This is a genomic window from Sphingomonas jejuensis (genome assembly GCF_011927695.1).
In the GTDB taxonomy this organism is placed as follows: Bacteria; Pseudomonadota; Alphaproteobacteria; order Sphingomonadales; family Sphingomonadaceae; genus Sphingomonas_K; species Sphingomonas_K jejuensis.
Window position 1 is genome coordinate 311,087 of record NZ_JAATJE010000001.1, and the last position, 15,504, is coordinate 326,590.

Below are 15,504 nucleotides of genomic sequence, written 5' to 3' on the forward strand. Positions count from 1 at the left end.
GGCCAGCGCATCCCGCCGCGGGACGCTTGTTCATCATAGTCGCTGCCATTGACCCGCCCGCCGGCTTTGCGCCAAGGCCGGGCACGTGACCGATCTGCGACCGCCAAGCTTTCAGGACATGATCCTGACGCTCCACCGCTACTGGGCGGAGCATGGCTGCCTCATCCTCCAGCCCTATGACATGGAAATGGGGGCGGGCACCTTCCACACCGCGACCACGCTGCGCGCGCTTGGCCCCGATCCGTGGAACGCCGCGTTCGTGCAGCCCTGCCGCCGCCCGACCGACGGCCGCTATGGCGAGAACCCGAACCGGCTGCAGCATTATTACCAGTATCAGGTGATCCTGAAGCCGAGCCCGCCCGATCTTCAGGCGCTCTACCTGGGGTCGCTCCGCGCCATCGGCATCGATCCGCTGGCGCACGACATCCGCTTCGTCGAGGACGACTGGGAAAGCCCCACGCTCGGCGCCTGGGGCCTGGGCTGGGAGGTCTGGTGCGACGGAATGGAGGTGACGCAGTTCACCTATTTCCAGCAGATGGGCGGCTTTGACTGCAAGCCCGTCGCCGGCGAGCTCACCTATGGGCTCGAACGCCTCGCCATGTATGTGCAGGGCAAGGAAAGCGTCTACGACCTCGACTTCAACGGTCAGGGCGTCACCTATGGCGACGTGTTCCTGGAAAACGAGCGCCAGATGAGCGCCTGGAACTTTGAGGTCGCCGATACCGACCGGCTGTTCGACGGCTTCAGGAAGGCTGCGGCGGAGTGCGAGCTGGCGCTGGATCGGAAGCTCCCGATCCCGGCCTATGAGCAGGCGATCAAGGCCTCCCACATCTTCAACCTCCTGAACGCGCGCGGCGTCATCTCCGTGGCGGAGCGGCAGGCCTATATCGGCCGGGTGCGCGATCTGGCGAAGGGCAGCTGTGCGGCCTGGATGGACAAGAACGGGTGGAGCGCGTGAGCGATATCCTGCTCGAACTGCTGTCGGAGGAAATCCCCGCCCGCATGCAGGCCAAGGCCGAGGCCGACCTCGCCCGCCTGTTCACGGCCGAGCTGGCGAAGGCGGGCATCGACGCAGGCTCGGTCGAAACCTTCGCCACGCCCCGCCGCCTCGCGCTGATCGCGCGCGGCCTTCCCGCCGAGACGGCCGCTGTCAGCGAGGAGACGAAGGGCCCGCGTGCGTCCGCGCCGCCGCAGGCGCTGGAAGGCTTCCTGCGCAAGACCGGCCTCACGCGTGAGCAGCTCCAGGAGCGTGACGGCGTGCTCTATGCCGTGGTCGAGCGGCCCGGCCGTGCCACGGCGGACGTGCTTGCCGACGCGATCCCGGCCATCGTCCGCGCCTTTCCCTGGCCCAAGTCGATGCGCTGGGGCGCAGCGTCGCTGTCGACCGAAAGCCTGCGCTGGGTCCGCCCGCTGCAGGGCATCGTCGCGCTGCTGGACGACGCGGTCGTGCCGGTCCAGGTCGCGGGCGTGACGAGCGGGCGCATAACCGCCGGGCACCGCTTCCACCACCCTGCGCCGGTCACGATCCCGAGCCCCGACGCCTATGTCGAGACGCTGCGCGCCGCCCATGTCATCGCGTCCGCCGACGCGCGCCAGCAGGTCATCCGGTCGCGCGCCGCCGACCTTGCGGCGGCCGAAGGGCTGAGCGTCATTCCCGACGACGGGCTGGTCGCGGAGAATGCCGGCCTGACCGAATGGCCCGTGCCGCTGCTCGGTCGGTTCGATCCCGATTTCCTCCAGGTCCCGCGCGAGGTGATCCAGCTCACGCTGCGCACCAACCAGAAATATTTCGTCTGCGCCGACAGCGCCGGCGACCTGGCGCCCGCCTTTATCTGCGTCGCCAACATCGATGCGACCGACGGCGGCGCGCGGATCGTCGACGGCAACCGCCGGGTGCTGGCAGCACGCCTGTCCGACGCGCGCTTCTTCTGGGAGCAGGACCTGAAGGTTCCGCTCGACGAGCAGGCGGCAAAGCTCGGCCAGATCGTCTTCCACGAAAAGCTCGGCACCGTCGCCGACAAGGTCGAGCGGGTGGCAAAGCTCGCCCGCTGGCTGGTGGAAGAAGGCATCGTACCCGGCGGCGATCCCGATCAGGCAGAGCGCGCCGCGCGCCTCGCCAAGGCCGATCTCGTGACCCAGATGGTCGGCGAGTTTCCCGAGCTTCAGGGCATCATGGGTGGCCATTATGCCCGCGCGCAGGGTGAGCCCGATGCCGTCGCCGACGCGGTGCGCGACCATTACAAGCCGGTCGGGCAGGGCGATGCGGTCCCCGCCGCGCCCGTGACGCTGGCGGTCAGCCTCGCCGACAAGCTGGACACGCTCGCCGCCTTCTTCCTGATCGAGGATACGCCGACCGGATCGCGCGACCCGTTCGCGCTCCGCCGCGCCGCGCTGGGCGTCATTCGCCTGATCCTCGACAACGGCCTGCGCGGCAGTCTGGGGCGCTGGTCGACCCGCGCGACCGACCTTCACCTGCACGACCTCCTCCTGTCGCAGGGAACGGAGGTGCCGCAGGCACCGCTCTACCTTGAGGTGCACGGCGACGATCGCCGGCTGAAGGCGGGCGACCGCGATCTTCTCCGCTTTCCGGTGGCGGCGGACGCAGCGCGCTACCCGGGTCTTGCCGCCACCGGGCTCCACCCGGGCCCGCTCGCGGCCTTCTTCGCCGACCGGCTGAAGGTGCAGCAGCGCGAGGCGGGTGTCCGGCACGACCTGATCGATGCCGTGTTCGCGCTGGGTGGAGAGGACGATCTGGTCCGCCTGCTTGCCCGCGTCCATGCGCTCCAGGCGTTTGTCGCGACGGAGGACGGCCTCAACCTCCTTGCCGGCTACAAGCGCGCGGCCAACATCCTGAAGAAGGAAGGCGTGGACGCCGTCGCGGCGGAGCAGCCGGCCCCGTCCTACGCTCCCGATCCGGCCGAGGCCGCGCTCGTCGCCGCGCTCGACGCGGCCGAGCCGCGCGCCCGCGCGGCTGTGGAGGAAGAGCGGTTCGGCGACGCGATGGCGGCGCTGGCCTCGCTCCGCCGGCCGATCGACAGCTTCTTCGACGAGGTCACGGTGAACGACGCCGATCCGGCCAAGCGCGCGGCACGGCTGGCGCTGCTTGCCCGCATCCGGGCCGCCGTCCACGGCGTTGCCGACTTCTCCCGGATCGAGGGGTGATCAACGCTCCCGCTACCGCTATTCCACCTTTCTCCGCCTGACGGGCGCCAATCCAAGGGACGAGCATGACCGACACCACCATCGACACCCGCTACGTGTTCCGCTTCGGCGGCGGCGTTTCGGATGGCGGCCGCGGCGACCGCAACCTCCTGGGCGGCAAGGGCGCGAACCTGGCCGAAATGGCGTCCATCGGCCTGCCGGTGCCGCCGGGCTTCACCATCTCCACCGAGATGTGCGCGCGCTACTATGAGGAAGGCGAGCGGTTCCCCGACAGCCTGCGGGACGAGGTGCGCGACGGCCTTGCCCATATCGAGGCGGTGACGGGCAAGCGCTTCGGCGACCCGGCCGACCCGCTCCTCGTCTCCGTCCGCTCGGGCGCGCGCGTGTCGATGCCGGGCATGATGGACACGGTGCTGAACCTCGGCCTCAACGACCAGACGGTGGAGGGGCTCGCCGCCACCTCCGGCGATGAGCGCTTCGCCTGGGACAGCTACCGCCGCTTCGTCCAGATGTACGCCGATGTCGTGCTCGGCCTCGACCATGACCGGTTCGAGGAGGCGCTGGAGGAAGCCAAGGAGGATCGCGGCTATTTCCTCGACACCGACATGGGCGCCGACGACTGGCGCCAGGTCGTTGCTGCCTACAAGGAGATCGTCGAGGCCGACTGGGGCAAGCCGTTCCCGCAGGACGTCCACGACCAGCTGTGGGGCGCGGTCGGCGCCGTGTTCGGCTCCTGGCAGTCGGAGCGGGCCAAGGTCTACCGCCGGCTGAACGACATCCCCGGCAGCTGGGGCACCGCCGTCAACGTGCAGGCGATGGTGTTCGGCAACATGGGCGACACGTCCGCCACCGGCGTTGCCTTCACGCGCGATCCGTCCACGGGCGAGCATGCCTATTACGGCGAATGGCTGGTGAACGCGCAGGGCGAGGACGTCGTCGCCGGCATCCGCACGCCGCAATATCTAACCCGCGCCGCGCGCGAGAAGGCGGCGGCGAAGCCGCTGTCGATGGAAGAGGCGATGCCGGAGACCTATGGCGAGCTCGCCCGCGTTTTCGACCTGCTCGAACAGCATTATCGCGACATGCAGGACATCGAATTCACGGTGGAGCGCGGGCACCTGTGGATGCTGCAGACCCGGTCGGGCAAGCGCACCGCCTCCGCCGCGCTCAAGATCGCGGTGGACATGGCCGAAGAAGGGCTGATCAGCCGCGAGGAAGCCGTTGCCCGCGTCGACGCCGCCGCGCTCGATCAGCTGCTCCACCCCACGCTCGACCCCGACGCGCCGCGCGACGTGCTGACCAAGGGGCTTCCCGCCTCGCCGGGCGCCGCCTCCGGCGCCGTCGTCTTCACCGCTGACGAGGCGGAGAAGCGGGCCGAGCGCGACGAGGCCGTGATCCTGGTGCGCATCGAGACGTCGCCGGAGGACATCCACGGCATGCACGCGGCCAAGGGCATCCTGACCGCGCGTGGCGGAATGACCAGCCACGCCGCCGTGGTGGCGCGCGGCATGGGCCGCCCGTGCGTGTCGGGTGCCGGCGCGCTCGCCATCGATGCCAAGTCGAAGATCCTGCGCGTGCGTGATCGTACGCTGCGCGAAGGCGACATCATCACCATCGACGGCGCGTCCGGCGAGGTGATGGCGGGCGCGGTTGCCACCGTGCAGCCGGAACTGGCCGGCGATTTCGGCACGCTGATGGGCTGGGCGGACGAGGTCCGGCGCCTGAAGGTCCGCACCAACGCCGAAACCCCCGCCGACTGCCGCACCGCCCGCCGCTTCGGTGCGGAGGGCATCGGGCTGTGCCGCACCGAGCACATGTTCTTCGAAGCCGAGCGGATCACCGCCGTCCGCTCCATGATCCTCGCCGACACGCCGCAGGGCCGCAAGGCCGCGCTGGCGCGCCTGTTGCCGGAACAGCGCCGCGACTTCGCCGAGATCTTCGAGGTGATGGCGGGCCTGCCGGTCACCATCCGCCTGCTCGATCCGCCGCTGCACGAATTCCTGCCGACCAAGGACAGCGACTTCGCCGAGGTCGCGGCCGCCATGGACGTGTCGGTCGACAAGCTGAAGCAGCGCGCGGGCGAACTGCACGAGTTCAACCCGATGCTGGGGCATCGCGGCGTCCGTCTCGGCATCACCTATCCCGAAATCTACGCCATGCAGGCGCGCGCCATCTTCGAGGCCGCCGTCGACGTGGCCCAGCGCACGGGCGAGGCGCCGATCCCGGAGGTGATGATCCCGCTGGTCGCGACCCGGCGGGAGCTGGAGCTGATGCGCGCGCAGGTCGACAAGGCCGCCGCCGCCGTGTTCGCGGAAACCGGCCGGACGCTCGACTATCTTGTCGGCACCATGATCGAGCTGCCGCGCGCAGCGCTGATGGCCGGCGACATCGCCGGCGCGGCCGACTTCTTCTCGTTCGGCACCAACGATCTCACCCAGACCGCGATCGGCATCAGCCGCGACGATGCCGCGCGCTTCCTCCAGACCTATGTGGAACAGGGCATCTTCGCCCGCGATCCGTTCGTCAGCCTGGATGTGGAGGGCGTCGGCCAGCTCATCGAGATCGCGGCGGAGCGGGGTCGCGGCACCAAGCCGGGGCTGAAGCTCGGCATCTGCGGCGAACATGGCGGCGATCCGACGTCCATCGCCTTTTGCGAGCAGGTCGGCCTCGATTATGTCAGCGCATCGCCCTATCGGGTGCCGATCGCCCGGCTCGCCGCCGCGCAGGCGGCGTTGAAGGCGCGGGGCTAAGCGCGCCGCGGCACGCCCTCACCCCCCGATCGAACGATCGCGGGGCGGGCGTGCCCGGTGGCCGGCGGAGAGATCCGCCGGCGCCCCCGGGTCAGCGGCCTTCGCGCAGCGCGCGGGCCTGGCCGCGCCAGTCCTCGTTCCGGATGGTGCCGGGCGCCAGGCCATGGCGACGCTCGATCTCCTCGGCGCGCGAGTCGTCCAGCGTTTCGACATCATGGTAGCTGTGGAGCCCTTCCTCGGCCAGGCGCGCCCGGCCATCCGGGCCGATGCCGCGGATCCGGCCCAGATCGTCGCCTGAACGCGTCGTCGACGCCGTGCCGGCGGAGGCTGCTGCTGCCGCCGTGGTTGCCGCCGCCACCGGTGCCGCCGCGCGCGACCGCTCGAGCTCGCGGTGGTTCCGCTCCAGCTCACGGTGGTTCTTTTCAAGCGCTTCGTAGCGGGTCTGCTCCGCCTTCAGCGCTTCGGCATGCGCGGTGCGGTCTGCGGCGCGGGCGGCATGTTCCTCGTCATAGCGCGCGCGCCACTTCTTGCCGCCCGAGCTGGACAGCAATCCCAGCACCCAGCCGAACACCAGCACCAGACCGACGATCACCCATTCGGTCAGCGTGAACGAGAACGCCATCCCACCTCTCCTTCGTGTCGGAGCGGTAACGAAGCGCCTCGTTCGCCGTTCCGGCGCCCCCGGTCAGAAGGCGTCGGAGATGGAGCAGGCCGCCGGGCCCAGGATCACGATGAACAGCACGGGCAGGATGAACAGGATGAGCGGCACGGTCATGATCGCGGGCAACCGGGCCGCCTTTTCCTCCGCGCGCATCATGCGCTCGTTTCGGAACTCGGCCGACAGCACGCGTAGCGCGGAGGCGAGGGGGGTGCCGTACTTCTCCGTCTGGATCATGGTGGTGACCACGCCGCGCACCGCGTCCAGGTCGATGCGGTTCGACAGGTTCTCGAACGCCTGGCGCCGGTCGGTGAGGAAGCCGAGCTCGATGGAGGTCAGCGCGAACTCGTCGCCCAGCTCCGGATAGGCGCGGCCAAGCTCGCGGGCGACGCGGGCAAAGGCCGCATCCACCGTCAGGCCGGCTTCCGCGCAGATCACCAGCAGGTCCAGCGCATCGGGCAGGCCCTTGCGGATCGCGTCCGACCGCTTGGTCACCTTGTTCTGCAGCCACAGGTCGGGTGCCTTGTAGCTGCCGATCAGCACGGCGGCGACCAGGCCGAACTTCTTGAACGGCGTCCAGTCCGGGAAATAGTCGATGCCGTAGACCAGGACGAGGATGGAGATGCCGAACACGATCGGCAGCACCAGCCGGCCGAAGATGACCGCCACGGCGGCATCCTTCGACCGGATGCCGGCCTGCATCAGCTTCTTCTGCGCGGCCTTCAGCTGCTCGTCCTGCAGCACGCGCAGGCCGGACAGCATGGCGCGCATGCGGTCGGTGGTCTCGTTCTTGGCGACCAGCTTGGCACGCCGCTTGGACGTCGACGCCGTGATGCCGGCCTTCAGCTGCTCGCGCCGGTCGGCCAGCGCCTTGACGCGGCGGCCCATCGGATTGCGCGCGGTGGTCGCGGCATACAAGGCGACCAGCACCATCATGCAGGCAACCGCGCTCAGCAGCGTCGCGACCCAGATCACGTCGATGCCGAAGATGGTGGGTCCGGGGGTCTCGCCCATGTCCTGTTCCGATCCGTCCGTGCCTGCTTAGATTTCGAAAGCGATCATGCGCGACATGATGAAGGCGCCGATCGACATCCACACGAGCCCGCCGCCACCTGCGATCATCAGCCGCTGGTCGACGAAGAAGCCGCCCATGTAGCTGGCGTTCACGAAGTAGATCAGCACGAACACGATGAAGGGCAGCGACCCGATGATGTAGGCCGACGCCTTGGATTCGGACGACATCGCCTTGATCTTCAGCTTCATCTGGCCGCGCTTGCGCAACACTTCCGCCAGGTTGGCGAGCGTCTCGGCCAGGTTGCCGCCGGTCTCGCGCTGGATGGCGAGCGCGATCACGAAGAACTGGAACTCGGGCGTGCCCAGCCGGTCGGCGGTGTCCTGCAGCGCCAGGTCCATGGTGCGGCCGATCTTGATCTTGTCGGACACCTGGCGGAACTCCTCGCCCACCGGCCCCGGAATCTCGTTGGCGACCACGTTCAGCGTTTCGGAGATTGGAAGGCCGGCGCGCAGACCGCGCACCAGCAGCTCGATGGCGTCCGGGAACTTGGCGGTGAAGGCGCCCGTGCGCTTCTTGATGAGGAAGCCGATCACCATGTGCGGCAGACCCAGCCCGGCAAGCAGCCCGACCATCAGCGCCAGGAGCACGGGCATGCCGCGGGTCAGCAGCAACAGCGCCGTCACCACCACGATCGCGGCCGATGCGATGCCGTAATTGCCCACCGACCAGTTCTTGCCGGTCATGGCGATGCGCTTTTTCAAAAGCGCGGGGCGGGGCAGGATGGACGCGGCCAGGCTGTCGACGCGGGTGTCGCGGTTGGCGGTGATGCGGCGCATCTGCGCCTCCATCGTCGTGACGGAGGCGGCACCGGCATAACGTTCCTTCAAGGCGCCGATGCGGCGCTTGGCCGCCTTGTCGCCGGACGGCCCCGACAGCGCGAAGACGATCAGCGTGGCGGCCACCGCCGCACCCAGCATCGGGATCAGATAATCGAACACGTCGGTGCCGCCCTTCGCTTGAAACGCCTTACTTCTTGCCCTTGGCGGGCAGCATCGCCTTGAAGCCGCCGATCTTGCCCATCAGCGAGCCACCGGACTTGCCCTTGCCGCCACCGGCGGCCGCCACCTCGCCGCCGCTGTCCTCCACCAGCCGTTCGGCGAGCTGCAGCAGCGCCTGGCTGGTCTTGGCGCCTTTGCCCGCTTCCGCCAGCGGCTTGCCGAGCTTGGCGGCCTGCGCGGCGAGCTTGGGGTCGAGCGGCAGGATCACGTCGATCTTGCGCTCCACCGTTGTCTCGAAATCCTTGCGGCTCACCTCGGTCGCACCCGTCGACGGCACCTTGTTGCCGACCAGGATGACGCGCGATTGCGGCGCGTTGGCCTTCAGCCAGCCCAGGATGCGGATCGTGTCGCGAGCCGCCGCCAGCGTCAGTTCGGTCACCAGCACGGTTGCGTTGACGTCGCCGACCAGGTGCGGGTGCTGCACCAGCATCGCGCGCGGCAGGTCCACCACCGTGCATTCGAACGCAGACTTCATCTCTTCCTGCAGCTGGAAGAACGCGGTGCCTTCCGACATCAGCGGCTGGCTGATCGGCGCCTCGGCCGACAGCACGGCCAACCGCTCGTTGGCGCGCACCATCGCGCGTTCGATGAACAGCCCGTCGATGCGGCTGGGGTTCTCGATCGCATCGGTCAGGCCGCGGCCCGGCTCCAGGTCGAGCGCGAGCGCGCCCGTGCCGAAGTGCACGTCCAGGTCGAGGAGCGCGGTGGAGCGCCCGTTCTTCTCGCCCAGCAGCCAGGCGAGCGAGCTCGCCACGGTGGATGCGCCGGCGCCGCCGCGGGTGCCGATCACCGCCGTCATCAGGTGCGGACGGTCGATGCCCTGCTCGACATGCTTGGGCGTGCTCAGCACCGCCTGCGCGGTCGCCAGCGATTCGCGCAGCTGGTCGGGGCTGAACGGCTTCAGCAGGTAATCCTGGATGCCGCTGGCCACCAGGTCGCGGTACAGGCGCACGTCGTTCACCTGGCCGGCGGCGATCACCACCGTGCCGGGCTCGCAGACCTCGGCCAGAGCGTTGATGTCGTTCAGCGGGTCGTTCGACTCGGTCATGTCCACGAACAGGATGTTCGGGCTGGCCGACACGGACAGCGACTGCACGGCATTGCGCAGGCCGCCCTTGTTGACGCCCTCCGGTGCCCAGCCGAGCTCGGCCACGACCGGGCGCATCACCTCGGCCGTCGCCTCGTCGCACACGAATGCAGAGAAGGGTTCCCGCAGGGCGCCGGAGCGGCCCGGACTCCAGGGTGCGTTCATCTTAGTTTCCTCCCGTGCTTTCGCGGCGCAGACCGTCTTCGAACCCGGTCGGCGTGCGGTCGCGGTACAGTTTCAGCGCCTTGGACGGGTTCGCGTCCACGCTTCGGCCGGGCTCACGCCCGCGCACCAGGTCCTGCGGATCGGCGACCATCGCCGCCAGGTTGCGGTTGGTGGCGCAGCCATAGTTGGACGTCGTCGACGCCGTGAAGTCGGGGTAGGGCGCGCCCGTCCAGTCGGGGCAGTTCGGCACGATCGCGGCCGTGCGGCTCACGACCACGCGCACCGCGCCCGGCGTCACCTCGCCCGCGGTCGGCCCCGCGGTCGGCGCGACGTCGATGCCCCAGCGCGACGCCACGGCCGCCACTTCCTGGCGCGTCACCTCGTTGTTCAGGCCGCTCCTGTCGTCGATGCCGACGCGGTCGCCGTAGCGAAGACCGATCGTCTCAAACCAGCCGGACAGCCGCTGCGCCTCGCCCGGCGCCAGCGTCGCGCCGCCGCCCGTCGCCGCGTCGAACACGTGATCGGTGCGCGACACGATCGGCTGCTTGATCGACTCGATGCCCGGGTTGCTGGTGATGCACCCCGCCAGCGGCATGGTGCCCAGTGCCAGCAGCAGCGCGGTGGATGCTCTCAGATGCTTTGTCATCGTTCGGGCCCTGTCAGAAGGAGAAGCCGGGCGCGGGCGCCGCGGCGGCCGAGGCCTGGGTGGCGATCGCCGGGCTGGACGCCGCGCCGATCGCAGGCATGGAGGCTCCGTCCGGCGCCACCTGCACGGGCGCGCCGGTCTGCGGCACCGGTCGACCCTCCGTCCGGCCGTCACGCTCGGACCCGAGGATCAAGCGCTGCGCATCGGTCGGCCCGCGATAGCCGTCGGTCGGCAGCGCGATCTGGTTGGCCGACACCGGCCGCACCAGATAGGGCGTGACCACGATCATCAACTCGGTTTCCGCGCGCTGGAAGCGGTTGGATCGGAACAGCGCACCGATGATGGGGATGTCGCCGAGCCCCGGCGCCTTGTTGAACGTATTGTTGTGCCGGTTGGACAGGAGCCCGCCGATCACGAAGCTTTGCCCCGATCCCAGCTCCACCGTGGTCTCCGCACGGCGGGTGGTGATGCCCGGGATCTCGAAATCGTTCAGCGTCACCGACCCGACCGATGTCAGCTCCGACACTTCGGGCCGCACGCGGATCGAGATGCGCCCGTCGCTCATCACAATCGGCGTGAAGGACAGGCTGACGCCATATTGCTTGTATTCGACCGACACGTTGCCGAGCCCCGACGACAGCGGGATGGGGATCTCGCCGCCGGCCAGGAAGCTTGCGGTCTCGCCCGACAGCGCGGTCAGGTTCGGGTTGGCGAGCGTGGTGACGCTGCCGTTGTTCTCGGCAAGGTCCAGCGTCGCTAGCACGTTGAGCCCGAACAGGTTGCCCGCGCCAGCCAGCGTCGTGCCAACGGCTGAGCTCTGCGGGAATTCATAGCTCACGCCCCCGCCCGGCTGCCCCGTGATCGTGCCAGCATTACCCTGCGCGATCCCGAACAGGAAACCGCCCGTCGAGTCCCGGCTCAGCAGGTTCACGCCGATCTGGCGCGAGATGTCGCGGCTCACCTCGGCGATGCGCACCTGCAGGTTCACCTGCTGCGGCGTTGCCGTGCGCAGCCGGCTGATCACCTGGGTGTTCGCGCCGACAAAGGCGGTCACCAGGCGCTCGGCCTCGGCGGCATCCTCCGGGTTGGCGACGGTGCCGGTCAGGAGCACGAGGCCGTTCATCGGCGTCGCGCGCAGCTCGGCCTCCGGCATCGCCAGCGACAGCATCTGGTCGATCGTCTCGACATTCTGGCCGACGCGGACAGTGGACGAATAGACAACCGTGCCGTTGCGGCTGGTGGCGGAAACCGTCGTCTCGCCCGCATCCTTGCCGAACACGTAGATCTGGGTGGGCGAGCGCACCTGGACGTCCGCCACCGCCGGATTGGCGACGAAGACATCGGTGATCGGCGCATCCAGCGTCATCAGGCGGCTGCCGCCCTTGGACAGGCTGAGCACCGTCTCCGGCGCCTGCATCCGCTGCTGGGCGAAGGCGTCGCCCGGCGTCATGGTGGCCGTGGCCGTGGCCAGCGCGAGGAGCGCTGCCGAGCCCAGGCTGTTCAACTTCAGCATCTTATCTACCCCCGACCGGAACTTCGGTGACATCATTGCCGCGTGCGACGCGGATCACGGGCCCTGCGGCGCGCGGTGCCGCCGGGGCACCACCGCCAGGCGCGGCCGCCGGAGCGGGCGCCGGCGCATCCGCCGTGCGGGCCGGCACCGTGCTGCGCTGGAAGCGCGACACATCGCCGCCCGTGGTAAAGGAGGAACCGCCCTCTTGCGGCGCGTTGGCCAGGCTCGCCATCATGCGGCGCTCGGCGGCGGGATCGCTGCCGTCCGGCACGTTGACCGCACCCGATGCGATCGCCGCTTCCAGCTCGGACGCATTGTCGGCGATGGAGCGCAGCGACAGCGTGAGCGAGCCTGCGTTCTGCGCCACCGTGATCTTCTCGGCGATGCGCGGCGTGACCTCCAGCGTGACGTTGGAGAAGGTCTTCACCTCCGCGCGGCCCTCGGCATTGTCGCCGCTGGTGCGCTGGTCGGTCGCCAGCACGCGCAGGTTGCGCAGGAAGGTCTCGGTTACCTGCAGGGGCGGACCGTCACCGCCACCGGCGATGGTCTGCGTCAGCATCAGGTCGATGCGATCGCCCGGGAACACGAAGCCTGCGACACCCGTCTGCGTCGACACCGACACGGTGATCGCCCGCATGCCCGGGGCCAGCGCGGCGGCCAGGAAGCCGCGGTCGCCCGGCCGCACCAGCGCGCCCTGCGTCACCGGCTGCCCGGCGGTGATGGCAAAGCGCACCACCGTCCCCGCAAGCTGGGCGGGATCGCTCTCGCCCTTCACGAAATAGGCCTGCTGGACCAGATCCTTCGGCCAGGGCTGATAGCGGAAGCTGTCCGGCTCCAGGATGGTGCCGACCGGCAACGGCTTGGTCGCGACCAGGATTTCCGGCCCGGCGTTGTCCGGCACCGCAGCGGCCTGCGCCGTCGGGGTCGCGCTGCCGGCAAAGAGGCTGCGCGCCATGACGGCTGTCACCGCGGCGATCATCAGCGCTCCGACGAGCAGTGCGATCTTCTTGACGTCCATGACGAAACTCGCCTCCCCAAACAGGCCCTTCAGACCCGAGATCAATCAAACAAATTGGTTAAGATAGCGTGTGCCGAGCACCCACAGCCCGGCGCCCGCGATGGCGACGCCATAGGGCACCTCGATCGCGCCTTCGGCCGGGCGGATGCGGTGCCAGACGATCATCACGACCGTCAGCGCGCCGCCACCCACCGCCATCCAGAACAGCATTTCGACAAGCGGGCCGAGCGGCAGCCACAGCGCCAGCGCACCCAGCAGCTTCACGTCGCCGCCGCCCATCATGCCGACCGCGAACAGCCCGGCAAACATCGCGAACACCGCGACGCCCAGGCCCAGCTGCAGCGCCATGCCGGGCCAGGGCGACAGGCCCGTCGCCCACCAGAAGGCGGGCGCGCAAAGGGCGATCGCCAGGTTCAGCCGGTCCCAGATGATCCGCTCGCGCAGGTCGGTCGCCGCTGCCGTCAGCAGGGCGGCCGCCAGCAGGCCGAGGAGGATCAGAGTCGGGGTGGGTGCGCCGGTCATCGTGTGATCGGCCTAGACGCAGGCCCTTGAGAAACCGTAACCGCCGCGTTCATGAAGAGTTACGACGTCGTCATCGTCGGCGCGGGCATGGCGGGCGCCGGCCTCGCGGCCGAGATCGCGGGCGGGGCCGACGTGCTGCTGCTGGAGGCGGAGGCCCGCCCCGGCGTGCACGCGACCGGCCGATCGGCGGCGTTCTGGACGGAAAGCTATGGCGGCCCGGGCGTGCGCCCGCTGACCTCCGCATCGGGCCCCGCGCTTCGTGACGGCGGCTATCTCGCGCCGCGCAGGGCGCTCCACATCGGCCGGCCGGCCGACGAGTCGGCTCTTGCGCAATTTGAGCAGGATTTCGCCGGCAGCCTCGCCTTCCACCGCGTCGATCCGGCAGCGCTCGTGCCGGGGCTGAAGGCCGGCTGGGACCGCGCCATCGTGGAGCCAAGCTGCTCCGACATCGACGTCGCGCGGCTCCACCAGGATGCATTGGCGGCGGCGCGGCGGGGGAGCGCCGACCTCGCCTGCGATGCGCGGCTGCTCTCCGCCCGGTGGGACGGCGGCGGCTGGCGGGTCGACACCGCCGATGGCGGATCGTTCGGGGCCGGCCTCTTGGTCGACGCCGCGGGCGCCTGGGCCGATAACATCGCATCGCTGGCCGGTGTCCGCCCGATCGGCATCCGACCCTTTCGGCGCACGATCGTGCAACTGCGCGTCGATCCGCCCGCGCCTGCCGACCTCCCGCTGGTGATCGACGCCGGCGGCAGCTTCTACTTCAAGCCCGACACCGGCGGGCGGCTGTGGCTGTCGCCGCACGACGAGAGCCCGGCGGATGCCGGGGATGCGGCGCCGGAGGAGATCGACGTGGCGCTCGCCATCGACCGCCTGCAATCGGTCGTGGACTGGCGAGTCGCGCAGGTCGAACATCGCTGGGCGGGCCTGCGCAGCTTCGCGCCCGACCGGCTGCCGGTCTATGGTTTTGCCACCGACCATCCCGGCTTCTTCTGGTGCGCGGGGCAGGGCGGCTTCGGCATCCAGACCGCACCCGCCGCCGCCGCGCTCGCCGCCGCGCTTCTGACCGGCACCGCCCCGGCGGGCGCCGCAGCCGGGATCGATCCGGCGCGTTACAGCCCCGAACGCTTCTCGGACGGAGGACAGCCGTGATCGATCTCTACACCTGGGGCACGCCCAACGGCCACAAGGCCGCGATCATGCTGGAGGAGGTCGGCGCCGATTATCGGGTGAAGCCCGTCGACATCTCGAAGGACGAGCAGTTCGCGCCCGATTTCCTGCGCATCTCTCCCAACAACAAGATTCCGGCGATCGTCGACCATGATGCCGACGGCGGCCCGCTCTCCGTTTTCGAAAGCGGCGCGATCCTCGTCTATCTGGCGGACAAGTTCGGGCAGCTGCTGCCGGCGTCCGGCCCGGGACGCTACAAGGCGCTGGAATGGCTGTTCTGGCAGGTCGGCGGCCTCGGCCCCATGCTCGGGCAGCTGGCCTTTTTCGCCAATCGCGCGCCGGACAAGCTCCCGCCGGCGATCAGCCGCTTCACCGACGAATCGATCCGCCTGCTCGGCGTCATGGACAAGCGGCTGGGCGAGGCCGCCTTCCTGGCGGGCGACGACTATTCGGTCGCCGACATCGCCTGCTACCACTGGGCGCTCGTCAGCCGGGAAGGCTTGCGCGATGCGCTGGCCGACATGCCCGACCGCCCCAACCTCAACCGCTGGCTGGATGCCGTCGGCGCCCGCCCGGCCGTGCAGAAGGGCATGAAGATCCCGAACTAGGCCGGAGGTGCATGAGCGGACTGTCCGCTTGCGCCCAATCCTGGATGATGAGGCGAGCAACCGGTCTTCGCGGACCCGGTCGATTGTTCAGCCCGATCTTCCCTTGTCCCACCTTCAGGGAAGATCTTGGGA

The 15,504-nt window shown here is 69.5% G+C and carries 13 protein-coding genes; 5 read left to right on the forward strand and 8 right to left on the reverse strand.

Going from position 1 to position 15,504, the window contains the following annotated elements; genetic code table 11:
* Positions 1 to 118 precede the first annotated feature (118 nt).
* The 3 genes from GGR88_RS01620 to ppdK all read left to right on the forward strand — a co-directional run bounded on the left by GGR88_RS01620 (position 119) and on the right by ppdK (position 5,912).
* Positions 119 to 958 carry a glycine--tRNA ligase subunit alpha gene (locus GGR88_RS01620; RefSeq protein WP_167954282.1) on the forward strand — a complete coding sequence of 280 codons (840 nt, stop codon included), beginning with the start codon at positions 119 to 121 and terminating at the stop codon, positions 956 to 958.
* The gene (gene glyS, locus GGR88_RS01625; protein ID WP_167952333.1) at positions 955 to 3,162 is read left to right on the forward strand and encodes a glycine--tRNA ligase subunit beta; all 2,208 of its coding nucleotides are present in this window, start codon (positions 955 to 957) and stop codon (positions 3,160 to 3,162) included. The genes GGR88_RS01620 and glyS overlap by 4 nt, the downstream gene beginning before the upstream one ends.
* 65 nt (positions 3,163 to 3,227) lie before the next feature.
* A complete protein-coding gene (ppdK, locus tag GGR88_RS01630; protein WP_167952335.1) occupies positions 3,228 to 5,912 on the forward strand; it encodes a pyruvate, phosphate dikinase in 2,685 nt (894 codons plus the stop codon).
* Between the two features lie 91 nt (positions 5,913 to 6,003).
* Here the strand turns inward: ppdK and GGR88_RS01635 are convergent, their stop codons facing one another.
* The 8 genes from GGR88_RS01635 to GGR88_RS01670 form a co-directional block, all read right to left on the reverse strand.
* Positions 6,004 to 6,534, reverse strand: a complete 531-nt coding sequence (locus GGR88_RS01635; RefSeq protein WP_167952337.1) for a hypothetical protein — start codon at positions 6,532 to 6,534, stop codon at positions 6,004 to 6,006.
* Between the two features lie 63 nt (positions 6,535 to 6,597).
* Entirely contained in the window at positions 6,598 to 7,584 is a 987-nt protein-coding gene (locus GGR88_RS01640; protein WP_167952339.1) for a type II secretion system F family protein, read from the reverse strand.
* Positions 7,585 to 7,611: 27 nt separating this feature from the next.
* Positions 7,612 to 8,562 (reverse strand): type II secretion system F family protein, encoded by a 951-nt coding sequence (locus GGR88_RS01645; protein WP_167954283.1) that lies wholly within the window; start codon positions 8,560 to 8,562, stop codon positions 7,612 to 7,614.
* 49 nt (positions 8,563 to 8,611) lie between these two features.
* Positions 8,612 to 9,895 carry a pilus assembly protein CpaE gene (locus tag GGR88_RS01650; RefSeq protein WP_167952341.1) on the reverse strand — a complete coding sequence of 428 codons (1,284 nt, stop codon included), beginning with the start codon at positions 9,893 to 9,895 and terminating at the stop codon, positions 8,612 to 8,614.
* Position 9,896: 1 nt separating this feature from the next.
* Complete coding sequence (locus tag GGR88_RS01655) at positions 9,897 to 10,541, reverse strand: CpaD family pilus assembly protein (protein WP_167952343.1); 645 nt, start codon at positions 10,539 to 10,541, stop codon at positions 9,897 to 9,899.
* A gap of 13 nt (positions 10,542 to 10,554) precedes the next feature.
* Positions 10,555 to 12,054 carry a type II and III secretion system protein family protein gene (locus GGR88_RS01660; RefSeq protein WP_209023171.1) on the reverse strand — a complete coding sequence of 500 codons (1,500 nt, stop codon included), beginning with the start codon at positions 12,052 to 12,054 and terminating at the stop codon, positions 10,555 to 10,557.
* A gap of 1 nt (position 12,055) precedes the next feature.
* A complete protein-coding gene (gene cpaB, locus GGR88_RS01665; RefSeq protein ID WP_167952347.1) occupies positions 12,056 to 13,072 on the reverse strand; it encodes a Flp pilus assembly protein CpaB in 1,017 nt (338 codons plus the stop codon).
* Between the two features lie 45 nt (positions 13,073 to 13,117).
* On the reverse strand, positions 13,118 to 13,594 hold the full coding sequence (locus tag GGR88_RS01670) for an A24 family peptidase (RefSeq protein ID WP_167952349.1): 477 nt from the start codon (positions 13,592 to 13,594) through the stop codon (positions 13,118 to 13,120).
* A gap of 51 nt (positions 13,595 to 13,645) precedes the next feature.
* On the opposite strand from GGR88_RS01670, the gene GGR88_RS01675 reads away from it, so the two are divergent.
* Positions 13,646 to 14,746, forward strand: a complete 1,101-nt coding sequence (locus GGR88_RS01675; RefSeq protein WP_167952351.1) for an NAD(P)/FAD-dependent oxidoreductase — start codon at positions 13,646 to 13,648, stop codon at positions 14,744 to 14,746.
* The gene (locus GGR88_RS15570; RefSeq protein WP_167952353.1) at positions 14,743 to 15,372 is read left to right on the forward strand and encodes a glutathione S-transferase N-terminal domain-containing protein; all 630 of its coding nucleotides are present in this window, start codon (positions 14,743 to 14,745) and stop codon (positions 15,370 to 15,372) included. Before GGR88_RS01675 ends, GGR88_RS15570 begins: the two co-directional genes overlap by 4 nt.
* Positions 15,373 to 15,504: the final 132 nt, after the last annotated feature.

Excerpts from the sequence above, each read along its gene's own strand:
- ppdK (WP_167952335.1), top strand. The coding sequence starts at position 3,228 with ATGACCGACACCACCATCGACACCCGCTACGTGTTCCGCTTCGGCGGC.
- GGR88_RS01675 (WP_167952351.1), top strand. The coding sequence starts at position 13,646 with ATGAAGAGTTACGACGTCGTCATCGTCGGCGCGGGCATGGCGGGCGCC.
- GGR88_RS01620 (WP_167954282.1), top strand. The coding sequence starts at position 119 with ATGATCCTGACGCTCCACCGCTACTGGGCGGAGCATGGCTGCCTCATC.
- GGR88_RS01645 (WP_167954283.1), bottom strand. The coding sequence starts at position 8,562 with ATGCTGGGTGCGGCGGTGGCCGCCACGCTGATCGTCTTCGCGCTGTCG.
- cpaB (WP_167952347.1), bottom strand. The coding sequence starts at position 13,072 with ATGGACGTCAAGAAGATCGCACTGCTCGTCGGAGCGCTGATGATCGCC.
- GGR88_RS01640 (WP_167952339.1), bottom strand. The coding sequence starts at position 7,584 with ATGGGCGAGACCCCCGGACCCACCATCTTCGGCATCGACGTGATCTGG.
- GGR88_RS01635 (WP_167952337.1), bottom strand. The coding sequence starts at position 6,534 with ATGGCGTTCTCGTTCACGCTGACCGAATGGGTGATCGTCGGTCTGGTG.
- GGR88_RS01655 (WP_167952343.1), bottom strand. The coding sequence starts at position 10,541 with ATGACAAAGCATCTGAGAGCATCCACCGCGCTGCTGCTGGCACTGGGC.
- GGR88_RS01650 (WP_167952341.1), bottom strand. The coding sequence starts at position 9,895 with ATGAACGCACCCTGGAGTCCGGGCCGCTCCGGCGCCCTGCGGGAACCC.
- GGR88_RS01670 (WP_167952349.1), bottom strand. The coding sequence starts at position 13,594 with ATGACCGGCGCACCCACCCCGACTCTGATCCTCCTCGGCCTGCTGGCG.
- GGR88_RS01660 (WP_209023171.1), bottom strand. The coding sequence starts at position 12,054 with ATGCTGAAGTTGAACAGCCTGGGCTCGGCAGCGCTCCTCGCGCTGGCC.